The organism is Roseburia sp. AF22-2LB (genome assembly GCF_003461125.1).
Classification (GTDB): domain Bacteria; phylum Bacillota; class Clostridia; order Lachnospirales; family Lachnospiraceae; genus Roseburia_C; species Roseburia_C amylophila.
Genome location: NZ_QTWM01000005.1, coordinates 94,440 through 119,027, shown reverse-complemented (window position 1 = coordinate 119,027; position 24,588 = coordinate 94,440). Strand labels below are relative to the sequence as shown.

The following is a 24,588-nucleotide window of genomic DNA, read 5'->3' as shown; positions in this document are numbered from 1 at the left end:
CGCCAGCTCTGCATATAAGCATGCGATTTTCCAGTCACCTGTGCATATGCAAAAAGGACAGACCCTGTGCGGTCTGTCCTTAGTGTTTCCGTATTTTGCTTTTTTATTCCTGTTTCTTTATGCTATTGGTCTTGTTCCTGCTGACGGATCATATCTTTGACTGCTTCTGCCTGATTCTTCACATGCTCCCGCATGGTTTCTGAAGCACGAAACTTGTCCTTCCTGCGAAGACTCTCTGCAATATCCTTATGTTCCTTTAATAATCTCGGATAAATCGTCTCGTCCTTTAAATATTCTACACGATAACGATACATCTGCTCCCGCAGATTGTTCAGCATGGATACCAGTTTTGCATTTCCGGTAGCATTATAAATTGCATCATGAAATGCCACATCTGCCTGTGCAATTTCTTTTACATCATCACTTTTTAAAGAATTTTCAAAATTCTGTCTTGCCTGTTCTAATGCATCAAACTGTTCATCTGTAATCTGTTCTGTTGCAAGCTGCACTGCCAGTTCATCTAAAGCTGCCCGGATCTGTAACACATCTTCCATGTCCTTTTCTGTCATGCGGGCAACCTCGGCTCCTCTTCTCGGTATGGTTACAGCAAGCCCCTCCTGCTCTAACATCCGGATGGCCTCACGAATCGGAGTCCGGCTGACTCCAAGCTTAGATGCCAGCTGCAGCTCCATCAGTCTTTCACCCGGTTTTAATTCTCCTTTTAATATTGCCTCACGAAGTGTATTAAATACAACATCTCGCAAAGGAAGATATGCATTCATATTTAATTCCAGATTATCTGTCATATATTAACCCTCCAACCCTTTTTTATAAAGGGCATGTTCTTATCTTCTATTATTATAAATATCTGTTACAAAGACCTGCCTTGCGAGCCCGCTCTGACGTACAATCGCTGCTGCCATTTTTGCCGTTTCCAATTCATCAAAAAGTCCAAATACTGTCGGGCCACTTCCACTCATCATGGCATTCAATGCACCATTTTCCCGCATCAGTTCTTTTATCTTCTCTATCTCCGGATACTTTTTTGCAGTAACCGTTTCTAAAAGATTTCCCATACTACCTGCAATTGCCGGCAAATCCTTTGTGCGGATATTCTGTATTAAGGCATCAATGTCAGGATGCTGTGTATGCTCATCCAGCTTCAGATTCTCATAGACATATTTAGTAGATACACTGACCTGCGGTTTGGCAATCACTACCGGACACTTCACCATCGGTGGCAGTGAAGTTAATTTTTCTCCAATGCCTTCTGCCAAAGCTGTACCACGCATGATGCAATACGGTACGTCAGCCCCAATCTGAACGCCCAGCTCCATCAGTTCTTTCCGCTTTATTCCAAGATTGAATAATTCATTGATTCCATAAAGCACACCTGCGGCATCCGTGCTTCCACCTGCCATCCCGGCAGCAACAGGAATCCGCTTATTCAGCCGGATATCAATGCCTTCTTCAATCTGATATTTTTCTTTCATAAGTCTCGCTGCCCGGTAAGCCAGATTACTTTCATCTACCGGAAGAAATCCAAGATTTGTCTCTAAATGTATGCCAGACTCTATTTTCTTAAGATGAAGCTGGTCATATAAATGAATGGTCTGCATAACCATCTTTACTTCATGATACCCATCTTCTCTCCGACGTAATACGTCCAATCCAAGATTTATTTTTGCCAGTGCTTTTACTGCAAGTTCGTCCATTGTTTTTCTCCTGTATTTTGTATACATGATACAAATTTATGTTATCATTTTTTCTAAAAAAGGTCAATTCTTCCTCTTATATTTTGTCCCATTCTTACCGATAAAATATATGAATAAGACTAAGAATGGATACTTAGTAAGCATTTGACCAAGGAGGGTTAAGATTATGGCAATTAATTCTATTAACAATTATGTATCTGCTGCATCCACTGTTGCCACAGATTCCAAAGTTTCTTCTAAGAAGACCGAATCTTCGAAGAATGACACCTCTACCGGTGTTATCTATGAAAAAGGCTCCAGCGACAAGAGCAGTTCTTCCCAAAAGACACAGAACTCTGCTCTCATTGCAAAGATGAAAGCTGATTCTGACAGCCGTATTTCACAGCTTCGCGGAATTGTAGAACAGATGATGAGCAAACAGGGCGCAGCCATTGGCAAAGCCGATGATATGTGGTCTTTCCTTGCAGGCGGTAACTTCACCGTTTCTGCTGATGTAAAGGCTCAGGCACAGGCTGATATTGCAGAAGACGGATACTGGGGTGTAAACCAGACCTCTGACCGTATTTTAGATTTTGCAAAAGCATTATCCGGTAATGATAAGTCCAAAGCCCAGGAATTAGCAGATGCTTTTAAAAAGGGCTTTGATCAGGCTACCAAAGCCTGGGGTGGAAAGCTTCCTGATATTTCCCAGCAGACCTATGATAAAGTATTAGAAAAATTCGATAGCTGGATGAATGGTGAAGACGATTAAATCATTTTTAAGCCACTTGCAACTACGAGAAACACGCTTTGCGAGTTTCTCGAGTTATCGCGGTGCTCGCCAAATCTGCACGCAAGCATGCGATTTTTCTCGCTACTCGCGTAAAAAAGAAGCTGCCAAACCGGCAGCTTCTTTTATTTTTCTTTATCCGCTCTATCTTTTTCTTCCCGCAAAAGCTCCGCTTCCTGTGCTGCCTTTGCCTCTAGAATTGCTTCGTTCAAGGATAACATCTTTGCATCCAGCATAGAAACAATTTCTGCACACTCCCGTAAATCTTTACTGATATATTCCGGTGCATTTCCTTCGAATTTGTAATAAATCTTATGTTCAAGACTCGCCCAGAAGTCCATGGCAATGGTCCGTATCTGAATCTCAACCTTTGTATCCACTACGCGGTCTGATAAAAAAATCGGCACCGTAACCAACATATGATAACTCTTATAGCCGCTTTCCTTCGGATGCCTGATATAATCCTTTACCGATACCACGGTAAGGTCATTCTGTTTTCCAATCATCTCTGCCATACGATAAATATCAGAGGTAAAGGAACATACAATACGGATTCCTGCAATGTCATTTACATAATTGACCATATTATCAATGGTACTCTCGTAACCATATCGTTTCAGCTTCTTTACGATACTCTCCGGCGTCTTAATCCGCCGCTTTATATATTCTATCGGATTGTACTGATGTACATGCTGAAATTCATCATTTAATATTTCAAGCTTGGTTCCAACTTCTTTTAATGCAGAATTATAAAGAAAGATTATGGTATTCCAACCATCTACACCTTCTGTCACTTCAATTGGTGATTCCATTTTCTACTCCTCCATGCATCTACTGCGGAAAATAACCTTTTTATATTTCCGGAATTTTCCTCGTAAGTTATAATATATGCAATAATAATCTAACTTTAGTATAGCACATCTTTGTATAATATGTTTGTTATTAGTTAAATTTTTATCAATTTTTAATAATTATGCACAAGAAGTATTGTTTTTGTTTTCTTATGGTATAACTTTTATCTATATTTTCTTAAATTATTCTTATAAATCGAGCTTCAAATCATTTTCTTTGATCCAGCCAATCTTACGGAAGAACAGACCGAATGCCCAGGTTAAAACACCCGGTAAGATAAAGCATACTAACAGCATTCCAATCCAGTCCATTGGTGTAATGGCTGCCTTGGTGCCGGATGCAATATCATTAATCCAGCCGGTATAAATACCAATCTGACCAACCAGTCCACAGGTTCCCATTCCGGATGCTACGGCTGCACCGTTCATCTGAAGATGGAAGACGCAGGTTGCTATTGGACCTGTTATGGCGGAGCTTAAAATTGCCGGAAGCCAGATTCTTGGATTCCGCACGATATTTCCCATCTGTAACATGGAAGTTCCGATTCCCTGTGCGAAAAGTCCGCCCCATTTATTTTCCCGGAAGCTCAGTACTGCAAAACCTATCATGTTGGCACAGCATCCTGCTACTGCAGCTCCTCCTGCCAGTCCGGTCAGTCCCAAAGCTGCACAGATTGCAGCACTGCTGATTGGCAGCGTCAGTGCGATACCTACAATTACAGAGACTAAAATTCCCATAAAGAACGGCTGCAATTCAGTTGCCCACATAATGGCATTTCCTACTGCACTAGCTGCGGCTCCGATTGCCGGTGCCCACCAGATGGATAAGCCTGCTCCGATGAAAATGGTTACAAACGGAGTGACGATAATATCAATTTTGGTTTCTTTGGATACTGCTTTACCGAATTCGGCTGCAAAGATGGTGACAATCAATACTGCCAGCGGTCCGCCTGCTCCACCCAGGGTATTTGCGGCCACACCGACGGCTGCCAGTGAAAAAAGCACCAGTGGCGGACACTGCAAAGCAAAACCAATGGAGATTGCCATTGCCGGGCCGGTTGCTGCTTTGGCATATCCACCGATGTCCACCAGAAGCTGGATGCCAGCCTGCTCACCAATTGTACTGATAATTGTTCCAATTAAAAGAGAAGCAAAAAGACCTTGTGCCATTGCACCTAAGGCATCAATGCCATATCTTTTTGCTGAGATAATAATATTTTTGCGTTTTAAGAACGCTTTTATCTTTTCCATTTTTCTTCCTCCTTGACTTTAGCTGTCTTGTCAGTTGTCTTGTCAGTCAAGGAGTAGTTTACCATATCGAGAAAAAAAGTCAAGCTGTTATCTTGCGTAGCCTTTTTCCCGTAATTTTTCTTCTATGATGTCAAGTAATTGTTCTGAATCTGCTTCTACGGTATGAAAGTGTTTATTTCCGGTCAGTGTCTTAAGCGGCTTTGCCTTGCTCTTTGCAACCTTTGCAATAAATTCGTCCACATCCTGACGGCTTTTTAAAATCAGATCCACCGTTATCTGTCCGTAAATATCATGCTCGATTACGACGTCTAAGACTTTCCCACCGAAATCCACGATGGTATAAAGCTCATCCTGTGTCTGTTCATCACTGTGGCTTACTGCAATGGTTCTTCTTGCTTTCTGTGTCTCTTCCGAAGGGTCATAAAGCACATAGCCTTTGTTGGTGCTTAAAATATTCTTATTTACTGCACGAAGCAATGCAATATCCTGTACAATCACCTGACGGCTGACTCCTAATTCTTTTGCCAATTCTGTTCCGGACAAAGGTTTTCCCTTCTCCCCCAGCATCTTAATGATGGTATCCCGGCGCATCTGCCCTTCCATTTTCTTTCCTCCTGACACAGTTACTTAATCCTCTTCAATCACATGAATTTCCAAAAAATCAAATTCAATTTCTTCCACAAAATTATCCTGATAAAACCTGGTCTTTGCATGCCGCTTAAATTCATCCACATTGCGGTCTAACCAGATTGGTTTTCCCAAATCAAAGGTATAGCACACCTCATCTAATGCCCGGAACACCTTATGGGTTCTGGTATCCCCGGAGTCATCACAGATGGTGGTATCCTTTAACATATGATTGTCTTTAAATTCTTTTGCCCATAACCGGAACATCCCTTACCTCCTCTGGCGTGCTGCCTCATACATCAGCAGTGTTGCCGCAATTGCTGCATTCAGTGATTCTACTTTTCCTGCCATTGGAATGTGGATATAGGTATCTGCCATTCTGGCAATCTCATCCGATAATCCATTTCCTTCATTTCCAATTAAAAAGCCTGTGGGTTCTTTATAATCCGGCTCCTCATAAGAAACACTGCCCTGCAGATGGGCACTGTAAAGCTTTATTTTCCGGGACTTTAACTGCATCAATATATCCTGCAGGTTTTCCGTCACGAAAAATGGTACGCGAAAGATACTGCCCATAGTGGAGCGGATGGTCTTTGGATTAAAAACATCTACAGTGGTGCGGTTCATGATAATTCCGCTGATTCCCGCTCCCTCTCCGGTTCGGAACATCGTGCCTAAATTGCCCGGATCCTGAATACTTTCAAGAATCAGAAGATGGGCATTTTCCTTTGGTATTACTTCTTCTAAGGTATAATCCGGCATTTTCACAAGACAAAGGATTCCCTGCGGTGTCTTGGTATCGGACACACTTTCAAACACATGATTGGCAAGTACTTCATAATTTTTCCCCTGCAGAACTTTTACATGGGATTCCTCTTCCATGAAATGCTCGGAAACATAAATTCTATCAAGCCAGCCTTCCGGGATTTCCCGGAACATACGGATTCCTTCCACAACAAAAAGCCTCTGTTCATTACGAACTTTGGCTTTTTTTACTAACTGAATTAAATTTTTTACCTGCGGATTTGCTGTACTGGTAATCATAATAACATCCTATCTGGAAAGATTTCTACAGATTTCATACTGATATTCCGGAATGGATTTGGTCATTGCCAGTGCCTCGTCAATATCATAATCTACGAATTCACCATTTTTATATGCTACAAGACGGTTGGATTTGCCTTCGCACAGCAAATCTACGGCAATGCATCCCATGGTAGATGCATAAACACGGTCTTTACAGGTCGGGCTTCCACCACGCTGCATATGTCCTAAGATGGTCGCTCTGGTTTCAACTCCGGTTGCTGCTTCAATTCTCTTTGCCATGCTTGCGGAATGACCGATACCTTCTGCATTTACAATAATATGATGCTGCTTTCCACGTTTTCTGTTCTCTATAATATTATTTACAAGCTTCTGCTCGTCATAATCATATTTCTCCGGAAGCAGGATATCCTCTGCTCCATTGGCAATACCACACCACAGTGCAATGTAGCCTGCGCCTCTGCCCATTACTTCAATGATGGAGCAGCGCTCATGGGAGGTTGAGGTATCACGTACCTTATCAATGGCTTCCATGGCAGTATTTACTGCGGTATCAAAACCGATGGTATAATCGGTACAGGAAATATCAAGGTCAATGGTTCCCGGTAATCCGATGGTGTTGATTCCAAGTGCTGCCAGCTTCTGTGCGCCCTTAAAGGAACCGTCTCCACCGATTACGATAATTCCATCAATGCCATGTTTTCTGCAGATTTCAGCACCCTTCTGCTGTCCTTCCGGTGTTACGAATTCCTGACAACGTGCAGTCTGTAAAATTGTTCCACCTCTCTGGATAATGTCTGCTACATCTTTTGCTTCCATATCAATAATCTCTTCCTGCAAAAGACCTGCATAACCTCTCTTAATTCCTTTTACTTTCTTTCCCTTTGCAATAGCTTCCCTTACTACCGCACGGATAGCAGCGTTCATGCCCGGAGCATCCCCGCCACTGGTTAAAACACCAATTGTCTGAATTTCTTTTGACATTCCCTGTTACCTCCTATATGTAAACACTTCTCTTTGTTCTTTATCCAATCATTTTTATTCTAATCCTTAAACTGTGGTTTTGCAATGGCTACAACGACTTTTCTACAACTTTTACATTATCTTTACCTAAGAAATTCCCAAGATCTTCTAAAAGCTCTTTTGTAATTGCAACATTTCTGTTTTCCGGCAGACGCTTCATCTGTTTTTCTGCTGCAAGATAAATAACGACATGCTCTGAGCCATCGGCATCCATCATTTTTCCATAAAGAGCACCTTCTTTTTCTTCGAAATCGCTCTTACTTGGAAACTGCAGCCACAGCTCCCGTTTCACTTCATCAAAGGAAATGATTTTCTCACAAATAAGCTTGCCGTTGCGGTCTTCTTCTGCAGTTACACGGCCTTCCACAAATACTTTGGCATCATTTTCAAGATATTTTGCATAACGCTCATAATCCTTCGGGAAAATGATGATTTCCACTGTTCCCACCAGATCTTCTAACGTAATAAATGCCATTGCCTTATTATTCTTGGTATACTTGATGACTTTATCGGTAATCATTCCACCGATACACACCTTTGCGCCATCCGATACCTTAAGGGTTCCGGTCTCTTCATCCAGTATAAAGTCTGTGGTAACGGCATTGGTATTCTTCTTTAAACGCTCCATATATTCTTCCAGCGGATGTCCGCTGATATATATGCCCAGAACTTCCTTTTCAAAGCCAAGAAGCACTTCTTTGTCATACTCTTCTACATCCGGAAGCTTGATTTCGTACTCTGCCTTGTCCTCTTCCGGTGCAATATCAAAAAGTGTCATCTGACCAGCCATTGTGGTCTTCTTTTCCTGATTCAGTGCATCCAAAAGAGAACCGTATATCATCATCTTCTGACGGCGGTTTCCTTCCAGTCCGTCTAAGGCTCCCGCTTTGATAAAGTTTTCTATGGTCCGTTTATTCACTTCTCTTCCGGAAAGTCTTGTAATAAAATCCTTTAACGTGGTAAACGGCCCACGGATTTTACGCTCCTCCACAATGGCATCAATCACCGGTCTTCCGATACTCTTAATGGCAGAAAGTCCATAGCGGATTGCCTGACCGGATACGGAGAAACCACCCTCGCCTTCATTGATATCCGGCGGCAGAATTGCGATTCCCATCTGGCGGCAGGTGTAGATATATTCTGAGACTTTGGAAGTATTGTCTAAGACTGATGTCATTAACGCTGCCATAAACTCTACCGGATAATAGTATTTCAAATATGCGGTCTGATATGCAACCACTGCATAAGCTGCCGCATGGGATTTATTAAATGCGTATTTGGCAAAGTCAATCATGTTATCATAAATCTTGTTTGCCACTTTCTCATCGATTCCTCTTGCAATACAGCCCGGAACATTTTCTTCCGGATTACCATAGACAAAGTTCTTCCGCTCCTGCTCCATTACCTTGCCTTTTTTCTTAGACATGGCACGGCGCACCAGGTCAGATCTGCCCCATGTATAACCGGCGAGGTCACGTACAATCTGCATAACCTGTTCCTGATATACGATACAGCCATAGGTCGGTGCCAGAATCGGCTCCAATTCCGGGCAGTCATAGGTAATGCTTTCCGGGTGGTCTTTTCCCTTGATATAAGCCGGAATAAAGTCCATTGGACCCGGACGGTAAAGAGAAATGCCTGCGATAACATCCTCTAAGCTCTGTGGCTTTAACTCCTTCATGAAGTTCTTCATTCCGGCACTTTCCAACTGGAAGACACCATCGGTTTTGCCGGTTCCAAGAGAGTCTAGCACTTTCTTATCGTTATAATCAATGGCATTCATATCAATTTTTTTACCGCTGCTCTTTTCTGCAAGACGGACTGCATTCTGGATTACAGTCAGTGTCCGGAGTCCTAAGAAATCCATTTTCAGAAGTCCTAATTCTTCAATGGTAGTCATGGTAAACTGTGTGGTTATGGTGCCATCGGATGCTCTTGACAACGGAACATATTCATCCATTGGTTTCTGGCTGATTACCACGCCTGCTGCATGCATGGACGTATGCCTCGGCAGACCTTCTAATCTTCTTGACATATCGATAAGTTTCTTTACCGACTCGTCGGATTCATACATGCCCCGGAGCTCCGGGTTCATCATCAGTGCCTTATCAATGGTAATTCCCAGTTCATTTGGAATTGCCTTGGCAATCGTATCTACAAAATTATAAGGCAAATCCATGACACGCCCCACATCACGGATTACTCCACGGGCTGCCAGCGTACCAAAGGTTACAATCTGTGTCACACAGTCCTTGCCATATTTTTCTACCACATAATCAATAACTTCCTGTCTTCGTTCAAAGCAGAAATCCACATCAATATCGGGCATAGATACACGTTCCGGATTTAAGAAACGCTCAAAAATCAGATTGTAACGAACCGGGTCAATATCTGTAATTCCGGTGGTGTAAGAAACAAGGCTTCCTGCGGCACTGCCTCGTCCCGGTCCCACCATAATATCATGCTCTCTCGCATAATGGATAAAGTCCCACACAATCAGGAAATAGTCCACATATCCCATATTTTTAATAACGGCAAGCTCGTCATCTAATTTCTGTAAATATTTTGGTGCATCGGCTCCATACCGCTTATCCAGTCCTTCATGACACAATTTATTTAAATAAGTCCAGGAATCATAGCCTTCCGGCACCTCAAAATGCGGCACCTTGGTATGTCCGAATTCAATTTCCACATGACAGCGGTCTGCAATCTTCTGGGTATTTTCCAGTGCCTGCAGTGCATATGGAAAAAGTGATTTCATTTCCTCTTCGGATTTGACATAATACTGTCCGCCTTCATAACGCATTCTGTCTTCGTCCGCTAATTTTTTTCCGGTCTGAAGGCAGAGCAGGATGTCATGAGGCTCTGCATCCTCTGCATTGGTGTAATGCACGTCATTGGTTGCCACCAGCTCAATTCCGGTCTCCTGACTCATGCGAAGAAGCTGCTGGTTTACCAGCTTCTGCTCCGGAATTCCATGATCCTGCAGCTCTAAAAAGAAATTGCCTTTTCCAAAACAGCGTTCATAGCGGTAAGCTACTTCTTTTGCTTCTTCATACATTCCACGTACCAGATTACGCTGTACTTCACCTGCCAGACAGGCACTTAGGGCAATAATTCCCTCATGGTATTTTTTTAACACTTCCATGTCCACACGCGGCTTATAATAGTATCCCTCCACAAAGCCTTTGGATACAATTTTCATCAGATTGCTATAGCCTGTGTTATTCTCTGCCAGAAGCACAAGATGATAGTATCTGTCCTCTCCATGTACCATCTCGCGGTCTAATCTCGAGCCGGGAGCCACATAGACTTCACAGCCAAGAACCGGGTTAATTCCCGCCTCCCTGGCTGCCTTATAGAAATCAATGACACCATACATAACACCATGGTCGGTAATCGCCCCTGCTGTCATGCCAAGTGCCTTGATTTTCTCCACATATTCTTTTATTTTATTTGAACCGTCTAACAGACTGTATTCTGTATGTACATGTAAATGGGCAAATGCCATTCCCGTTTCCTCTCTTCCGCTGTTTCTATTCTTCGCCTTTTATCACTGTCTCATATTATAACGTTTTTTGCGGAAGGTTTCAACGACCGGAAGGAGATTCTGTGTGGATTATTCCGGGGAAATTATATCAATTTGTGGCATTCGTGCTGCTACCCATATATTAACAATGCAGTGACATATGGGTAGCAGCCCGAATGCCGCAAACTCATATATTTTTCCGGAATATACATACAATAAAAAGTGTATTTTGACTTTCTTCTTCAATGTGCTAAACTATATGTGAAAAAATTAACGAAGTATATCTCAAGAGGTGATATCATGGAAAAGTCTGGATTGATTGTAGAAGGCGGCGGTATGAAATGCGCTTACAGTGCTGGAATTCTGGATGCCTTCTTAGACGACAATGTTACATTTGATTATTGTATGGGGGTATCTGCCGGTGCGGCAAATACTGCTTCTTACCTTGCCGGGCAACGTGGTCGTAATCTGCGTTTCTATATAGAGCATGTAAAAGACCCCCGCTACATCAGTATCAAAAATCTGATTAAAACCGGTTCTCTCTTCGGACTTCAATATATTTACGGAACCTTAACCAATTCCACAGGAAACGACCCGCTGGATTATGATGCCTTAGCAGCAAATCCAAGTGAATTTCATTTTCCGGCAACCAATGCTGCCACCGGAAAGGCAGAATATTTTTCCAAAGAAGATTTAGGCCGTGATGACTACCGCGGCATTATGGCAACCTGTGCCCTTCCGGGCTTCTGCAAACCGATTTCTTTTCACGGCAATTATTACTATGATGGCGGTGTTGCAGATTCCATTCCGGTTGAACGTGCCATTGCAGATGGCTGCGACAAGGTAGTAATTATCTACTGCCGTCCACTTGGCTATGTCAAGCAGCCGGAGAGTTACCGTTTTCTTTACAAAAAGATGCTACGGAAATTTCCAAATACGATTACTGCAATTGATAACAGACACTTAAATTACCGGCACTCGGTAGAAGTTGCTGCAAAATTACAAAAAGAAGGACGGGCATTTCTCTTTGCACCGTCCCATCAGGTTAAGATTGGCACTTTTACCACTGACCCGAAAATCATGCAGGAGCTTTATGATTTAGGAATCAGTGATTATAAAGCACAAAAGGATGCGCTGCGTGCCTTCTTAAACAATTAACAATATTTCTTTCTGCCAGCAGCTGCCACAACCATCAATCCAGCTGCGGAAAACATCAGAAGCAGTATTCTTCCAACCGGTGTTTCATCACCAGTTTTTATGGTTGCAGTCTTCTGTGTTGTTCCCGTCAGGGCTGCCGTATTGGAACCGGCTGCATCAGAGCTGCTTCTATTTGAAGTTCCCGCTACTGTGCCGGAACCGTTCGTTCCAGTGCTGCCTGTAGTTCCATTACTGCCTGTGGTTTCACCTGGATTGGAACCGTTTCCAGTGGAAGGGGCTTCCTTTACGGCAACTGTCACCTTTGTAGATGCAGAAGTCAGATAGTTTCCTGTCTCTGCATACCGTACGAAATAGTCACCTGCTGCAAGCTGGCTTATCTTTGTACCATCTGTAACCTTGATCCAATGAATTTCATCTGTGCTGTATTCCATTGCAGTAGTCAGGTTTTCAATGGCTCCATCACTTGCACCTGTTTTACTGGTATTTACAGCCTTCAGTCCTGTTGGTGCCGCCTGACCTGCCTTCCCTATCGTAAACTGCAGATGTGCTGCTTCATGATACACTCCAATACCTGTTATTGTTACCTCTGCACTTCCTGCATTTTTGTTATCCGAATAAGCAACGGTATAATCCGTATCCTTTGTCAGTGTCTGTCCGTCATATACCACAAGTACTTCCGGTTCCTTTGCTGTTCCATCATAAGTATAGGTCGTTGGATTCAATGTTGCTGATAAATCTGCATCTGTCATCTTACGATAACGAAGCTCCACATTCTGGGCAATCTGACCATCTGCATCCACAATGGTATTTCTGTAATCAACATCTGCCGGATTTCTCTTCCTATTTGCAATAGAATAATCTTTTGGCAGGAATCCCCGGATTGTTCCGAGACTTTCTTCCAGAGCAACGTTGGCATAATTCGAAATGCCCTGACTCACATTCTTTAATACCAGCTTTGAATCTTCATCCATTGTAAGCTTCTCTAACCAGCACCGTCCAGAACCGTCATTTCCGGATACTGTAACTTCACTTCCCTCAAGCTTTACTCCACTGTTCGTCATCCACTGTAAATCAGTCAGTGCTGCTTTTGCATTTTTAAAGGTCAGTTCCTTTGTAAGTCCGACACCGCCATTGGTAATCTTTCCCTTATAATTACCATTTGCAATGGTAAGATTGTTCCCTGAGGAAATCGTATCCAGAATCAATGTATGTCCGTTCAGGTCAAGGGTTACGGCTTTACTGTCTCCGATTGCTGCGGTTCTTCCATTTCCATAAATATCTTTCACAAATTTGATGGTATCTCCATCTTCCAGGTATCTGAAATCATTATATGCTCCGGTTCCACCGAAGTCTCCATTCAGCATTCTCTTAGTCGTTCCATCCGTTCCAATCAGCTCTGCATATTCTATGTCATATTCTCCACAGACCATACATCTGCCGGAATATCCTGCTAAAATCGGATGTTCACAGTTATCTACATCATATGTCTCGCCGGTTGCCATTATCTGTACCCAGTTTTCCCCGCCATCGCTATATTTTACGATATCATTCTGCGTCTGCAATGTTCCTCCCAGAAGTGGCGGAGTACCGGTAGCAGCACTTCCGGTTCTGGATATGGAAAGCTCACCGCCTGCTGCATTCATTAAAATGTTGCTTCCCCCTATTACAGAATGCCCTTCTGCTCCCAGAAGTGTAATGTAATTTCGTGCCTGAAGGTCTGCATCCCCTGCAATTGCTGCATTGTTCGCACTCTGCATGGATATTCTATTTGCATTTATCTTTGCATTTCCTTCGATTATGGCAGCATCTCCATTTGCCTGCAGCATAACAACTAATGAAGGTGCCGTAATCTCTGTACTTCCGGTTGATACCGCTCCCCCTTCACTGGTTATCTCAACACCATATCCATTTTCTGCATTGACAGCGAGATTTCCTTTTACCGCAGTCTTCTTTGCGCGGATTGTTACATCTTTTACTGTTTCTAATTCAAGATTGCCTTCTGCTATTGTTTCACCCACAAGAACTATCCTGCCACTCGAACTGTTCGAATTACTGTTTCCATTGGATGACAGGAAAGTATCTGTTGCTTTAAAAAATGCCTCTGTTACATTTATATTATTTCCATTTACCAGATCAAACGAATTCAGGGAACCAGTCTTTTTCAGGCTGATTTCTCCGTTCTGCTCATCCGTTGCCTCTATCAGATACTTCACCGCTCCACCTGATAAATAGATGTCCAACTGATCCGCCTCAAGCTTAACTGAACCGGCAGAGATAAATACATCACCAGTAACATCGTCTGCATCTAAAGTTATCTCCCCGGCGGTTTTTAAATCCACCAGAGAAAGTCCCTTTATAAGAGCATTTCCACCCCTTCCAGAAACTTGAATATCTCCGGTATATTCATCCGCCTTAAGTACTGCATCTGCAGTTCCTGTAACCAATGTTTCTGTATCATTATAATTTGTCAAATAAAAGTTACCATCCCCTTTCAATGTCAGGGTTCCATTTTCAATCTTTAAGATTTCTGTTGAACTTCCTCCGTTCGAATATATTTTTACACTTCCTTTTACTTCCATTATACCTGCACTATAATAGATATATGCTCCCGGAAGAGCCGCCGGGTCACATTCACTCATGGTTCCACTCCCTCTGCTTCCTCCGAATTCATAGTATCTGCCATCCTCTAGTTCCGTTCCGTTTATGGATACCTTCAGTCCCTCTGCATGTACCGGTATTACTTCCTGCATTCCGGTAAATACAGTCATCAGCAGCAGTAACACTGCCAAGATTCCACATGTTTTCTTTTTTAATTTCATAAGTTACCTCCCAAATTTATTTTTCTCTTACGAAATATTTTTCAAAATGAATTTGTATACCAATTTCCTTTATACCATTCTTTTTGAAGGCTTGTCAATCGGGGTGGGATGAAAAGCACTTTAGTGGGATGAAAGATTCGTATTTTTTCGACAGGTATGCTATAATAATGCCTGAAAAGCCAGGAAATCGAAAGGAGGCTATCTTATTGCGGTTTGCGATTGTTGATGACAATATAGAAGAAATACATATGACAGAGCTGCTCATCCGGGACTGGTGCGGCAGCCATAACATAACGGTCTGCTGTGATACCTTTACCGAAGGGGATGCTTTTTTGTTGTCCGCCGCCTCGAATTCCTATGATTTTGTGCTATTCGATATTTATCTTAAGGAAGCAAACGGGATTGACCTTGCGGTTTCTTTTCGAAAAATTTCGCCGAAGACACCGATTGTCTTTCTGACCTCCAGCTCGGAATATCATGTGGAAGCTTTGCATGTCCACGCTTTCGACTATCTGCAAAAACCGATTACCAAAGCTGCCATCCATCCGTTATTAGATGACCTTCTGGCTGTCCGTCCTGTTTTGGATTCCCATTTATTTCTGACCGTAAATACCAACAAGACGAAGCTTCCGATTCTTTATTCGGACATTCAATATATTATTTCAGATTCAAACTATCTTATTATTCATACCAGCGAAGAAATCCGCTGCCGTATGCTGTTTCGGGATGTTACCCGCACGCTTTCGGAGGATGAACGTTTTTTGACCATTAACCGTGGTGTTATGGTAAATCTGGACTATGTTTCTTCCATGGACGGAGCAGTCTGCATGATGAATGATGGAGCATCCTTTTCCATGAACAAAAAGCAGTCTAATACCCTTCAGCAGACTTATATTACCTGGCAATTTACCCAACGCACAAAGTCACTTTTACACGGAGGTCTGTCATGAATCCTTTTACTGTTCTGATTGCCGCAGCCCATTACGGAGTTATTTTCCCGGGTATTTTTATCTGCATCGTTCCGGTTGCTGACTGGATATCAATTCCCCTGCGGAAACTCTTTTCTGTTCTGATTCCGGTTATGACTGCAATTTGTCTGATTTTAGGCTGCGTTGAATCCACCGGGAATTATGATGCAAATCTGTTCTTTTTCCCACTCCTGTCCGTATGCCTTATTGTATATTTTATTACGGTCCGCCTGAGTAATCTAAAGCTCTGGTATTTATTTTTATGTGCCACCGCAGCCCTTTCCTTTGGCTGCATTGCCAACGATTATATCATTGCTTATACCGTCCCTTCTTCCAATGTAGATGACAGCTCTGTTCCGGGACTGCTCTTACAATACGCCATCAGCTTTCTTATTATGTTCTTATTTATCGTCATAAAAGATAAGCTGAAATGGATTTTCGAAAATGTAAATCAGCCTTTATTCTGGTGGCTTACATGGATTATTCCTGCCATTATTACTTTTTGTAATATCTTTATGCTGCCTAAGGACTACAACAATATCCGTGTAGGCCGGGTATTTGTAATTGCCATGGTTATCGAGGTGGTTCTTTTTATCTTTTTTATAACCTTCCAGATTCTGCTTTATCTCATTGCCGTTACAACTGCACAGAAAATCAAAGCAGATACCACTTCGATTATGTACCGCGCCCAGGCAAGCCAGTATGTCAAGCTTCAGAATTATCTCGATCAGTCCCGTCAGGAGCGGCATGATTTCAAACATACCATTGCAGTTATGCAGGAGCTGGCCCAATCCGGGCAATATGAAGAATTAAAAAATTATATGTCTGATTACCAGATGGAAACCGGCAGACATTCCATGCAGTATCTTTTCTGCCAAAACATGGCTGTGAATGCAGTTATCAGTTACTATGCTTCCCTTGCAGAATCCTGTCATATCAAAATGGATTTTAAGGTTATTGTTCCCCAGAAGATTTCTATTTCTGATGTAGACTTAAGCCTGCTTTTCGGCAATCTTTTGGAAAATGCCATCCATGCCTGCTGTCAGGTTCCGGTGGAAAATAGATATATCCACCTCAGTTCTGACCTTAACAGTCCGGGCACCATATATATCACAATGGTAAACAGCTTCAATGGAATTGTAAAAAAGATGAACGGGCAGTTTCTGTCTACAACAGAAAGCGGCAGCGGTATTGGACTTCTTTCTATCCAAACCACTGCCGAACGTTATCATGGTTCTACCCGGTTTTATAATGAGGAAACGGAGTTTATTTCAAATATTATGCTGCGGTTATCTTAAGAGAAAGCTATTTCATCATATGATTGTAATGGATTCCTGTTTCATTTGAGACCTCCCTGTTGCCGGATGTATCTATTTTACTGTATCAGGTATAAGACTTCAAGATGCTTTACTTATCTCTCGCGGACTTTCAAAAAAATAGGACTTAAATCATTCAAACCCTTGTTGTATAAGGTTTCTCTTGATTTAGTCCTATTTTATCATCTAATTTAATTACTGAAGATCCTCATCTCTTAATCCATCGGAACCATCCGCATGCTCAAATGCTGCAAGTTCCGGATGTTCTCTCTTTTCTTCCGTATAGTTCTCATAAGGTGCTTTCTTATGTTTCTGTTCTGCCCAGATACGGTCTGCAACCGGTCCCCACTCTTCTGCATAGTGGTCACACTTAGAGCAGAGATGCTCAACAGTCTCTTCTGCCTCAGCGTTTGTTCCCTTCGCACCAGTCTTGTTTACCATTTCTCTTAAGAGCTTTGGATTCTCAAGCATCGGACATGGACGCAGGTGGTTTCTGTTAAATGGCTGTCCTTCATGATATGCCTTAAACAATGGGCTCTGCAGCATCTCAAGGATTGACTTATCATGGATATTCGAATCCGAGAAATGGATAAATACGCACGGTTCTGCGTCTCCCTGTGCATTAATATGGAAGTAGTTACGTCCACCGGCAATACATCCGCCAACAAATTCTCCGTCATTCTGGAAGTCCATTGGGAAAAATCCGATATCATTGTCTCCAGTACGAACCCAGCGAATCTTCTTAATAATTTCTTCCCGCTGTTCCAATGTCGGCATCAGCTCCGGAGCTGCGTTCTGTCCTACCGGCATATAATGGAAGTAGAAACCGAAACGTGCGCCCTTATCAGCAATGAAACGTAAGAATTTCTCATCGGTAACAGCCTCAACATTGGCTCTGGTATAGCAGATAGAAGTTCCGAATATGATACCATATTGTTTCAACAGATCCATTGCCTTCATAACGGCTGCATAATGTCCGTCACCACGACGTCCGTCATTTGTCTCAGGTGTTCCCTCAATGGAAAGAAGGAATGTAATATTTCCAAGTTCTACAATCTTCTTACACAACTCCTCATCAATCAGAGTAGAGTTGGAGAAAAGACCGAACATACAATCATTATGCTTCTCAGCAAGTTTTAAAATATCATTCTTACGAACAGTCGGTTCTCCACCTGTCATAAAGTAAAGATAAGTTCCAAGTTCCTTACCCTGTGTAACAATCTTATCCATATCCTCATAGGACATGTTATTCTTGTGGCCATATGTGCCGGACCAGCATCCTACACAATGCATATTACATGCGTCTGTCGGGTCAAAAAGAATCAGCCATGGAATATTACAGTTGTACTTCTCACGGTTTGCCCTGATTGTCTTTGTTCCACGGAAAAATGCTTCATATCCTAAATTCAGAAGGAATTTCTTAGCATAATTTGGATTTGTCTCATCCAGAACACGGTTTACAAACTTCACCCATCTGTTCTCCGGATTCTTTACATACTCTCTGACCTTATCCAATGTTGCCTTGTCTGCGCCATTTCCCCAGAAAGTCTCTGCCTTATCAATAAGTTCAAGGAATGTTTCCTGTCTTTTCGCGATATCATCTGTCTTAGTCAACTTACCTACGATGCTATTGGTCATTATCTCAAAAGCTTTTCTTTCTACTTTGTGCTGTGTGTTTTCAACGAATGAAGCCATGCTAACTTCCTCCCTCTTTTTTCTTCTATGTATTTTAACATTTATTAGTATAAGAAACAATGCGTTTTTTTGACATATACAATAGATTTTTTTTGTATGGTCAAGTTATACTTTTTCGACAATTTGTATATCTGACAGCACAAATTGTCCATTTTGTTTATAACTGCTCATCATAGACAAGTCCTTTGATATCGTCCTCGGCAAGTTTATGCTCCGCAACCTTTTTCTCTGCTTCACTCTTTAAAAGGCTGCTCTGGGTCTCCTTGTCTAATTTTGTATCAGTCTTCTTATCCTCTTTCTTGTCTGCATCCTTCTTATCCGTATCTTTCTCATTTTCTTTGATGGTCTCATCGATGTGGTCTACTGCTTCCCCAATCAGTCCTAATGTTGCTTCATCGGATGCATTGTCTAATATTTCTTCCGCTTCCTTCTGGCTGTCTATCATATCATGATGCTTTAACCGTTCCGTATGTACTGCCCGGAGGTATCCGTTATCCTCGGCTCTTTCCTTTCCAAGGTCTTTTATCTTGCTTCTGTATTCTGACTCCATTTTATAGTAGTCCATGGACTCTTTCTGATAGTCTGTCATTCCGCCTTTCTGTAATTCTGAGACATGCTCTAATTCTTCTTTGGAAAGCATGCTTCTTCCTTCTGCTGTACTGGCTTTCTTTAAAAGGTCAAGGTCTGCCTCTTCCTGGCTGCCATCCGCTACCTGGTAACGTCCCTTTAATTCAGCTTCCTTATTCTGTAAGTCGCGGATTTCACTCTGATAATCTTTTATCTCGCTGTCAATTTCCTTAATGTGGGCACGCCGCTCGTCCATCTCTTCATCCACTGCGTGCTCACCGGAAAATGTATCCATAATCTTCTTTAATGCTTCTTTCTGGGCATTTGCCATCTTCTGTCCAATCAGATCTGTCTGATTCAGATTAAGACCGGCACCTTTTATTACATTGCTGTCATTCTTATTATCCTGCTTCTTATCATCTGACTTTGCACTTCCCTGTGTCCCGTCATTCTGATATAAGCTCTGTGTCCCAAAACTGGTATTGATTCCATTCATATACGCTTCCCTTGCCTTTCTGCAACGCTTATCCGGTTATCGGATATTTCTTTCACTGTTGTATACACTTTTATAAATAATACATCGGTTTTCCACTGCGTTTTCCTAAGAGTTTTGGTCTTATTTTTCCTTTACAATAGCTTTCGTCAGAATCCATTCTGCCCACTGGGCATAATATTTTCCTAGAGGATGGGCATCATCACTGGTATACTGGGCATCGAGGTTTCCTGCCCCATCATCAAAGATTTCATTCACATCAATATAATAGGTCTGCTTCTGGTCACATAAGGACTCCACCACGTCATTGAGCCAGTCAATATTGGCATTGTTATAAAGGCTGTCCGAATCGGATTTTGCCTTGGAAACATGAAGACTCGCCTCTAAGAATAAAATGGCATCCGGCTGCATTTCCCGTATTTTCTCTACCACTTCACGATATTGCTTTTCTATGCTTGCATGTGGATATCCCAGTTCATTGATACCTAGCATCAGATAAATCTTTCCGTAATTTTTCCGGCTTAACACTTCATCCAAAGTTTCTTTTCCATAGCCCGGCATATCCACCTCTGTTTCAAACAGCTTAAAGGAACTTAAGCCAATCGTTGCAAATACATCCGCATCCCCAAGGTCTGCATACTCCGATAATCCTACTGTTCTGGAATCTCCAATAAATAAAGCATCGGAAAAATAGCTGATATCCTCTGTTGTAAAGGTTCCCTCCTGCTCCGTATCTGCCACCGTTTCATTATCCTTGGTACCTGTTTTATCTTCTGTATTTTCTGTACTATCAATATCTTCTTGTCCTGTACCGGCTTTATCTGTGCTGTTTTCTTCCGTTCCGGCAACTGCTTCCGCCGGCTCTTTTTCTGTGTCTGTCACCTGTGCCAGTTCTTCCTGCCTTGCCTTCTTCTCCTGCTCCGCAGTTACAAGCTTTACGGTAATCACCGGGAATGCAATCACAAATGTCAGCAGTAAAAGTATAGTAAATTTATATTTTTTCATCGTATTTCCTCACTAGAATCTGAAGTATAAGAATGGATCATCCATTCCAAGATACATACAATATACGCTCGCCCAGAATAATGCCAGCAGCAGTAAAATCACCCAGAGGCGGTTCTTATTCTTCTTAAGGAGCTTCTCCTGAACACCTGTTGCAAACAGGATACCAAGCACCAGATAAATGCCATAGGTCTTACCATATTTCAGATAATCTCCCTGAAACAATACCGTTCCGGTACTGCCAAAGAATGGGAATAATTTCTGTAAATAAATGCCAAGCTGGCTTAAATCCGTAATCACAAAGACCAGCCAGGAAAGTGGTATCCAGAGTATCATATAAATATGGCCAAGCGCCTTATGCCGCTCCAGCACTTTTCCAAGTCCGGCTTTTTCCACGAATAATAAGACAAAAAGCAAAAGTCCCCACAGTACAAAGTTCCAGCTTGCGCCATGCCAGAGCCCTGTCAGAAGCCATACCACAAACATATTGCGGACGGTCTTTGCAAAACCACCGCGGTTGCCGCCCAGCGGAATGTATACATATTCCCGGAACCAGCCACCCAGTGTCATATGCCAGCGGCGCCAGAAATCCGTCATGGACACTGCCATATACGGATTGTTAAAGTTCTGTGGAAAGTCAAAGCCCATCATCCGCCCCAGTCCGATTGCCATCAGGGAATACCCATAGAAGTCAAAATATAACTGCAGGCTGTATGCCACAATGCTCATCCATGCCAGCGGTGTGGAAATGCTCTCATAACCGATTGCTGTCACCTCTGTCCAAAGATGTCCCACCCGGTTTGCCAGCAATACTTTATAAGCAAGTCCCAGTGCAAATACCTTAAGTCCGGATTCCACCTTTACCATGGAATGTTTTCTCTTATGAAGCTGCTCCTGAATCAGATGGTAATTGACAATCGGTCCTGCAATTAACTGCGGGAACATGCATAGATACGTTCCCAGAGAAATCAACGATTTTTCCGCTTTTGTTTCCCTCCGGTACACGTCCACCAGATAGGAAATAATCTGGAACGTATAAAAGCTGATTCCAATTGGCAGAATCAGATTCCATGTTTCCAGTTGTACCTTAACGTGCATTGCACCAAAAAGGGCATTCAGATTCTCTATAAGAAAGCCCAGATATTTAAACAGAATGAGCCATCCTAAATCATAGACGATTCCAACCACAAGCCAGGCTTTCCTCGCCCGCTTCGTCTTCTGTGCCGCAATCAATTTTCCAGCCACGAAATTGACCACCACAGACATAATCATAAGTAAAAGATAACCCGGATTTCCCCTGACACCATAGTAATAAAAACCAAGGCTGGCAAGGAAAAGCCAGGCATTCTTATAAGAAGCCGGCAGGATATAATAAACCAGAAAAAATACCGGCATAAAATACATGATAAATGCTATGCTGCTAAAAACCATCTTTCGTATCCTCTCTTTACTATCTTAAAATGGTATTATCCATTCATTCTTTACCATTCATTATACTCTTTATAGATTAGACGTTCCAGATGAAAAAAAAGTTTCTTAAATTCCGTATTTCGATAAATTTCTTCTCTGACAGTAAAAAGAAAGTCCTGATGTCACAAATTCTGCCACCGGAACTGCCAGCCAGACTCCCTTTAATCCGATAATTTGCGGCAGAATCAGTAAAGAGGCCAGAATACAGACAAAGGTTCTGCTGAAGGATACCAGTGCAGATGTTTTTCCATCAGAAAGTGCCGTGAACAGCGAAGAGGTAAATACGTTATAGCCGCTGAAAAGATAGTTGATGCCAAACAATGCAAATCCCGTAACTGTCATTGCAAAGGTATGACTGCTTTCTGAGACAAATACTGATGTAATCGGCTTCGCCAGAAGAATCGATGCCACCGCCATAAAGCCAGAGGATATTTTTACAAACCGGTTACTGATATGGTAAACGTTACTTAATTTTTCACTGTTCTTTGCTCCGTACTGGAAGCTGATAACCGGTGCCACACCCATGGAAAATCCAAGATACAGCGCATTGAATAAAAACTGTCCGTATAAAATAATGGTAATTGCAGCTACCCCGTCTGCTCCAACCATACGCATCAGAATAATATTAAAAAGGTATGTAATTACTGCATTGGAAAGGTTCGTTACCATCTCGGAAGAACCGTTGGTGCAGGACTGCCACAATGCTTTTCCATCCCAATGGAAGCGGGTAAAATGAAGTCCTTTTCTTTTCACCAGGAAATAGATGACTCCCACTACCGCAGGAATCATCTGTCCGATGCCTGTTGCAATAGCTGCTCCGGCAATGCCAAGCTGCATTGGCCCCATAAAGACATAATCTAAGATTGCATTGGCTACACCTCCGGCAGTAATCAGTCCGAGTCCATATGCAGGTTTTCCTGCAGTCACAAAGAAGCACTGAAATAAACTCTGCAAAATACAGCACGGTCCAAAATACATCATATCAATAAGATATGTTTTCCCATTTTCGAATAAAGAGTCGTCTGCTCCTAATGCATATACAATCGGTTTATGAAAAAGTAATACAATAACCAGCAGCACCAGACTTACAGCAACTCCTACCACTGCAAGAAAAGTAAAGTTCTCACATGCTCCCTTTTCATCTCCCTCACCCATTTTTCTTGCTACCACTGCACTTCCACCGGTTGCTAACATAACGCCGATTGCAATGAGAATACAAATAACCGGCCATACAATATTGACTGCAGAAAGAGCGCTTTCTCCTACCAGTCTTGACACAAAGATTCCATCTATGATTGTATACAATGACATAAATACCATCATAATCATAGATGGCAATGCAAATTTCAATAAGGATAATGTTTTAAAGTTCTGATTTAATGAATTCGACATGATAACCTCCTTGTCTTATGAATCACTATTTGCTATCATAAACTATATGGTAACCATATAGTCAAGGAGATTTTTTTAATGAGTAGAAATGAATATCTGACCACCGGAGAAGTTGCCCGGATGATGGGCACTACAAAGAATACACTGTTTCACTACGACCAGCTTGGCATTTTTTCACCCGAAGCAAGAGGGGACAATGACTACCGCTACTACACCGTCCGCCAGATGGATGTGTTAGATGCCATTATCACGCTGCGGGAACTTGGCATGCCTCTGTCGGAAATTAAAGAATACATGGAACACCGAAGCCCGGAAAATTATGCCACACTTCTTACGAAAGAAAACGCTGTCATCGAACAGCAGATTCGTGCATTAAAAGAAAAGCAGAAGTGGATTCAAAGACAGCAGAAACGAATTAAAACCAGCCTGACTACAAATCCGGATATCATTGAAGAAGTCTCTCTGCCAGGATTTTATATTGCAGCACACCCTGTCAGTTCTTCCGATGATAAGACCATCTCCGTAAAAGTCAGTGAGCTTCTGAACTCCTATTATGAAAGCAAGGAAACTACCGGTTTTACAGTGCTTTATATCCAGATGGAGCGTGACCTTGCCCGGGGTGCCCACAATCTTTATCACGAGGTATGCCTTGCCATGCAGACCCCTCCCAAGAAAATGCCTTACCGGATTCTTCCGGCTTCTAAATGTCTCGCTGCCTATCACCTGGGAGACTGGGATGATATTTCACTCGCTTATGACAGGCTGCGCAGCTACATGAAGCAGCACCAGATTACTTCATCCGATGGCAGATTCTATGAAGAAGAATTGATTAACGCTACCATGACGGATAAACGAAGTGAATACCTTACCCGCATTATCGTCAGAATCTAAAAAGCAGC

The 24,588-nt window shown here is 42.3% G+C and carries 20 protein-coding genes; 5 read left to right on the top strand and 15 right to left on the bottom strand.

Annotated elements, in window-relative coordinates; all coding sequences use genetic code 11:
- Positions 1-122: 122 nt before the first annotated feature.
- Both DWX96_RS09145 and ispE read right to left on the bottom strand, forming a co-directional pair.
- Positions 123-806, bottom strand: a complete 684-nt coding sequence (locus DWX96_RS09145) for a GntR family transcriptional regulator (protein ID WP_118057296.1) — start codon at positions 804-806, stop codon at positions 123-125.
- A gap of 39 nt (positions 807-845) precedes the next feature.
- Positions 846-1,715, bottom strand: coding sequence for a 4-(cytidine 5'-diphospho)-2-C-methyl-D-erythritol kinase (gene ispE / locus DWX96_RS09140; protein ID WP_022243715.1), 870 nt, complete (start codon positions 1,713-1,715; stop codon positions 846-848).
- A gap of 166 nt (positions 1,716-1,881) precedes the next feature.
- On the opposite strand from ispE, the gene DWX96_RS09135 reads away from it, so the two are divergent.
- Entirely contained in the window at positions 1,882-2,466 is a 585-nt protein-coding gene (locus DWX96_RS09135; RefSeq protein ID WP_022243716.1) for a hypothetical protein, read from the top strand.
- A 143-nt stretch (positions 2,467-2,609) separates the two neighbouring features.
- Here DWX96_RS09135 and DWX96_RS09130 read toward each other — a convergent pair whose 3' ends face one another.
- From DWX96_RS09130 to DWX96_RS09100, 7 genes are all read right to left on the bottom strand, one after another.
- Positions 2,610-3,296, bottom strand: a complete 687-nt coding sequence (locus DWX96_RS09130) for a GTP pyrophosphokinase (protein ID WP_118057295.1) — start codon at positions 3,294-3,296, stop codon at positions 2,610-2,612.
- 228 nt (positions 3,297-3,524) lie between these two features.
- Positions 3,525-4,586, bottom strand: a complete 1,062-nt coding sequence (locus DWX96_RS09125; protein WP_118057294.1) for a PTS transporter subunit IIC — start codon at positions 4,584-4,586, stop codon at positions 3,525-3,527.
- A gap of 87 nt (positions 4,587-4,673) precedes the next feature.
- Complete coding sequence (locus DWX96_RS09120; RefSeq protein ID WP_022242312.1) at positions 4,674-5,189, bottom strand: transcription repressor NadR; 516 nt, start codon at positions 5,187-5,189, stop codon at positions 4,674-4,676.
- A gap of 24 nt (positions 5,190-5,213) precedes the next feature.
- Positions 5,214-5,480, bottom strand: a complete 267-nt coding sequence (locus DWX96_RS09115) for a hypothetical protein (protein ID WP_022242313.1) — start codon at positions 5,478-5,480, stop codon at positions 5,214-5,216.
- A 3-nt stretch (positions 5,481-5,483) separates the two neighbouring features.
- Positions 5,484-6,257: a TrmH family RNA methyltransferase gene (locus DWX96_RS09110; protein WP_117841733.1), complete on the bottom strand. Its 774-nt coding sequence runs from the start codon at positions 6,255-6,257 to the stop codon at positions 5,484-5,486.
- Between the two features lie 9 nt (positions 6,258-6,266).
- Positions 6,267-7,241, bottom strand: coding sequence for a 6-phosphofructokinase (gene pfkA / locus DWX96_RS09105; RefSeq protein ID WP_117841732.1), 975 nt, complete (start codon positions 7,239-7,241; stop codon positions 6,267-6,269).
- 88 nt (positions 7,242-7,329) lie between these two features.
- Positions 7,330-10,791, bottom strand: a complete 3,462-nt coding sequence (locus tag DWX96_RS09100; RefSeq protein ID WP_118057293.1) for a DNA polymerase III subunit alpha — start codon at positions 10,789-10,791, stop codon at positions 7,330-7,332.
- Positions 10,792-11,109: 318 nt separating this feature from the next.
- On the opposite strand from DWX96_RS09100, the gene DWX96_RS09095 reads away from it, so the two are divergent.
- Positions 11,110-11,967, top strand: coding sequence for a patatin-like phospholipase family protein (locus tag DWX96_RS09095; RefSeq protein ID WP_022242317.1), 858 nt, complete (start codon positions 11,110-11,112; stop codon positions 11,965-11,967).
- On the opposite strand, the gene DWX96_RS09090 is transcribed toward DWX96_RS09095, so the two are convergent.
- Positions 11,964-14,786 (bottom strand): hypothetical protein, encoded by a 2,823-nt coding sequence (locus DWX96_RS09090; protein WP_118057292.1) that lies wholly within the window; start codon positions 14,784-14,786, stop codon positions 11,964-11,966. The genes DWX96_RS09095 and DWX96_RS09090 overlap by 4 nt on opposite strands.
- 206 nt (positions 14,787-14,992) lie before the next feature.
- Between DWX96_RS09090 and DWX96_RS09085 the strand changes: the two genes are divergently transcribed.
- On the top strand, positions 14,993-15,736 hold the full coding sequence (locus DWX96_RS09085; RefSeq protein WP_158561836.1) for a LytR/AlgR family response regulator transcription factor: 744 nt from the start codon (positions 14,993-14,995) through the stop codon (positions 15,734-15,736).
- A complete protein-coding gene (locus tag DWX96_RS09080; RefSeq protein ID WP_118057290.1) occupies positions 15,733-17,052 on the top strand; it encodes an ATP-binding protein in 1,320 nt (439 codons plus the stop codon). The genes DWX96_RS09085 and DWX96_RS09080 overlap by 4 nt, the downstream gene beginning before the upstream one ends.
- 213 nt (positions 17,053-17,265) lie before the next feature.
- Here the strand turns inward: DWX96_RS09080 and DWX96_RS09075 are convergent, their stop codons facing one another.
- The 5 genes from DWX96_RS09075 to DWX96_RS09055 form a co-directional block, all read right to left on the bottom strand.
- Positions 17,266-18,765, bottom strand: coding sequence for a radical SAM protein (locus DWX96_RS09075; RefSeq protein WP_022242699.1), 1,500 nt, complete (start codon positions 18,763-18,765; stop codon positions 17,266-17,268).
- 157 nt (positions 18,766-18,922) lie between these two features.
- Positions 18,923-19,828, bottom strand: coding sequence for a hypothetical protein (locus DWX96_RS09070; protein WP_117697975.1), 906 nt, complete (start codon positions 19,826-19,828; stop codon positions 18,923-18,925).
- Between the two features lie 120 nt (positions 19,829-19,948).
- Entirely contained in the window at positions 19,949-20,830 is an 882-nt protein-coding gene (locus DWX96_RS09065; RefSeq protein ID WP_117947551.1) for a GDSL-type esterase/lipase family protein, read from the bottom strand.
- A gap of 12 nt (positions 20,831-20,842) precedes the next feature.
- A complete protein-coding gene (locus DWX96_RS09060) occupies positions 20,843-22,258 on the bottom strand; it encodes an MBOAT family O-acyltransferase (RefSeq protein ID WP_117697972.1) in 1,416 nt (471 codons plus the stop codon).
- A 105-nt stretch (positions 22,259-22,363) separates the two neighbouring features.
- The gene (locus tag DWX96_RS09055) at positions 22,364-23,689 is read right to left on the bottom strand and encodes an MATE family efflux transporter (RefSeq protein WP_022242703.1); all 1,326 of its coding nucleotides are present in this window, start codon (positions 23,687-23,689) and stop codon (positions 22,364-22,366) included.
- 78 nt (positions 23,690-23,767) lie between these two features.
- Here DWX96_RS09055 and DWX96_RS09050 point away from each other — a divergent pair, with 78 nt between their 5' ends.
- Positions 23,768-24,580 (top strand): MerR family transcriptional regulator, encoded by an 813-nt coding sequence (locus DWX96_RS09050; RefSeq protein WP_117697971.1) that lies wholly within the window; start codon positions 23,768-23,770, stop codon positions 24,578-24,580.
- Positions 24,581-24,588: the final 8 nt, after the last annotated feature.

Excerpts from the sequence above, each read along its gene's own strand:
- DWX96_RS09110 (WP_117841733.1), bottom strand. The coding sequence starts at position 6,257 with ATGATTACCAGTACAGCAAATCCGCAGGTAAAAAATTTAATTCAGTTA.
- DWX96_RS09145 (WP_118057296.1), bottom strand. The coding sequence starts at position 806 with ATGACAGATAATCTGGAATTAAATATGAATGCATATCTTCCTTTGCGA.
- DWX96_RS09055 (WP_022242703.1), bottom strand. The coding sequence starts at position 23,689 with ATGTCGAATTCATTAAATCAGAACTTTAAAACATTATCCTTATTGAAA.
- DWX96_RS09095 (WP_022242317.1), top strand. The coding sequence starts at position 11,110 with ATGGAAAAGTCTGGATTGATTGTAGAAGGCGGCGGTATGAAATGCGCT.
- DWX96_RS09120 (WP_022242312.1), bottom strand. The coding sequence starts at position 5,189 with ATGGAAGGGCAGATGCGCCGGGATACCATCATTAAGATGCTGGGGGAG.
- DWX96_RS09130 (WP_118057295.1), bottom strand. The coding sequence starts at position 3,296 with ATGGAATCACCAATTGAAGTGACAGAAGGTGTAGATGGTTGGAATACC.
- DWX96_RS09050 (WP_117697971.1), top strand. The coding sequence starts at position 23,768 with ATGAGTAGAAATGAATATCTGACCACCGGAGAAGTTGCCCGGATGATG.
- DWX96_RS09060 (WP_117697972.1), bottom strand. The coding sequence starts at position 22,258 with ATGGTTTTTAGCAGCATAGCATTTATCATGTATTTTATGCCGGTATTT.
- pfkA (WP_117841732.1), bottom strand. The coding sequence starts at position 7,241 with ATGTCAAAAGAAATTCAGACAATTGGTGTTTTAACCAGTGGCGGGGAT.
- DWX96_RS09075 (WP_022242699.1), bottom strand. The coding sequence starts at position 18,765 with ATGGCTTCATTCGTTGAAAACACACAGCACAAAGTAGAAAGAAAAGCT.
- DWX96_RS09065 (WP_117947551.1), bottom strand. The coding sequence starts at position 20,830 with ATGAAAAAATATAAATTTACTATACTTTTACTGCTGACATTTGTGATT.
- DWX96_RS09070 (WP_117697975.1), bottom strand. The coding sequence starts at position 19,828 with ATGAATGGAATCAATACCAGTTTTGGGACACAGAGCTTATATCAGAAT.
- DWX96_RS09080 (WP_118057290.1), top strand. The coding sequence starts at position 15,733 with ATGAATCCTTTTACTGTTCTGATTGCCGCAGCCCATTACGGAGTTATT.
- DWX96_RS09090 (WP_118057292.1), bottom strand. The coding sequence starts at position 14,786 with ATGAAATTAAAAAAGAAAACATGTGGAATCTTGGCAGTGTTACTGCTG.
- ispE (WP_022243715.1), bottom strand. The coding sequence starts at position 1,715 with ATGGACGAACTTGCAGTAAAAGCACTGGCAAAAATAAATCTTGGATTG.
- DWX96_RS09115 (WP_022242313.1), bottom strand. The coding sequence starts at position 5,480 with ATGTTCCGGTTATGGGCAAAAGAATTTAAAGACAATCATATGTTAAAG.
- DWX96_RS09125 (WP_118057294.1), bottom strand. The coding sequence starts at position 4,586 with ATGGAAAAGATAAAAGCGTTCTTAAAACGCAAAAATATTATTATCTCA.
- DWX96_RS09135 (WP_022243716.1), top strand. The coding sequence starts at position 1,882 with ATGGCAATTAATTCTATTAACAATTATGTATCTGCTGCATCCACTGTT.
- DWX96_RS09100 (WP_118057293.1), bottom strand. The coding sequence starts at position 10,791 with ATGGCATTTGCCCATTTACATGTACATACAGAATACAGTCTGTTAGAC.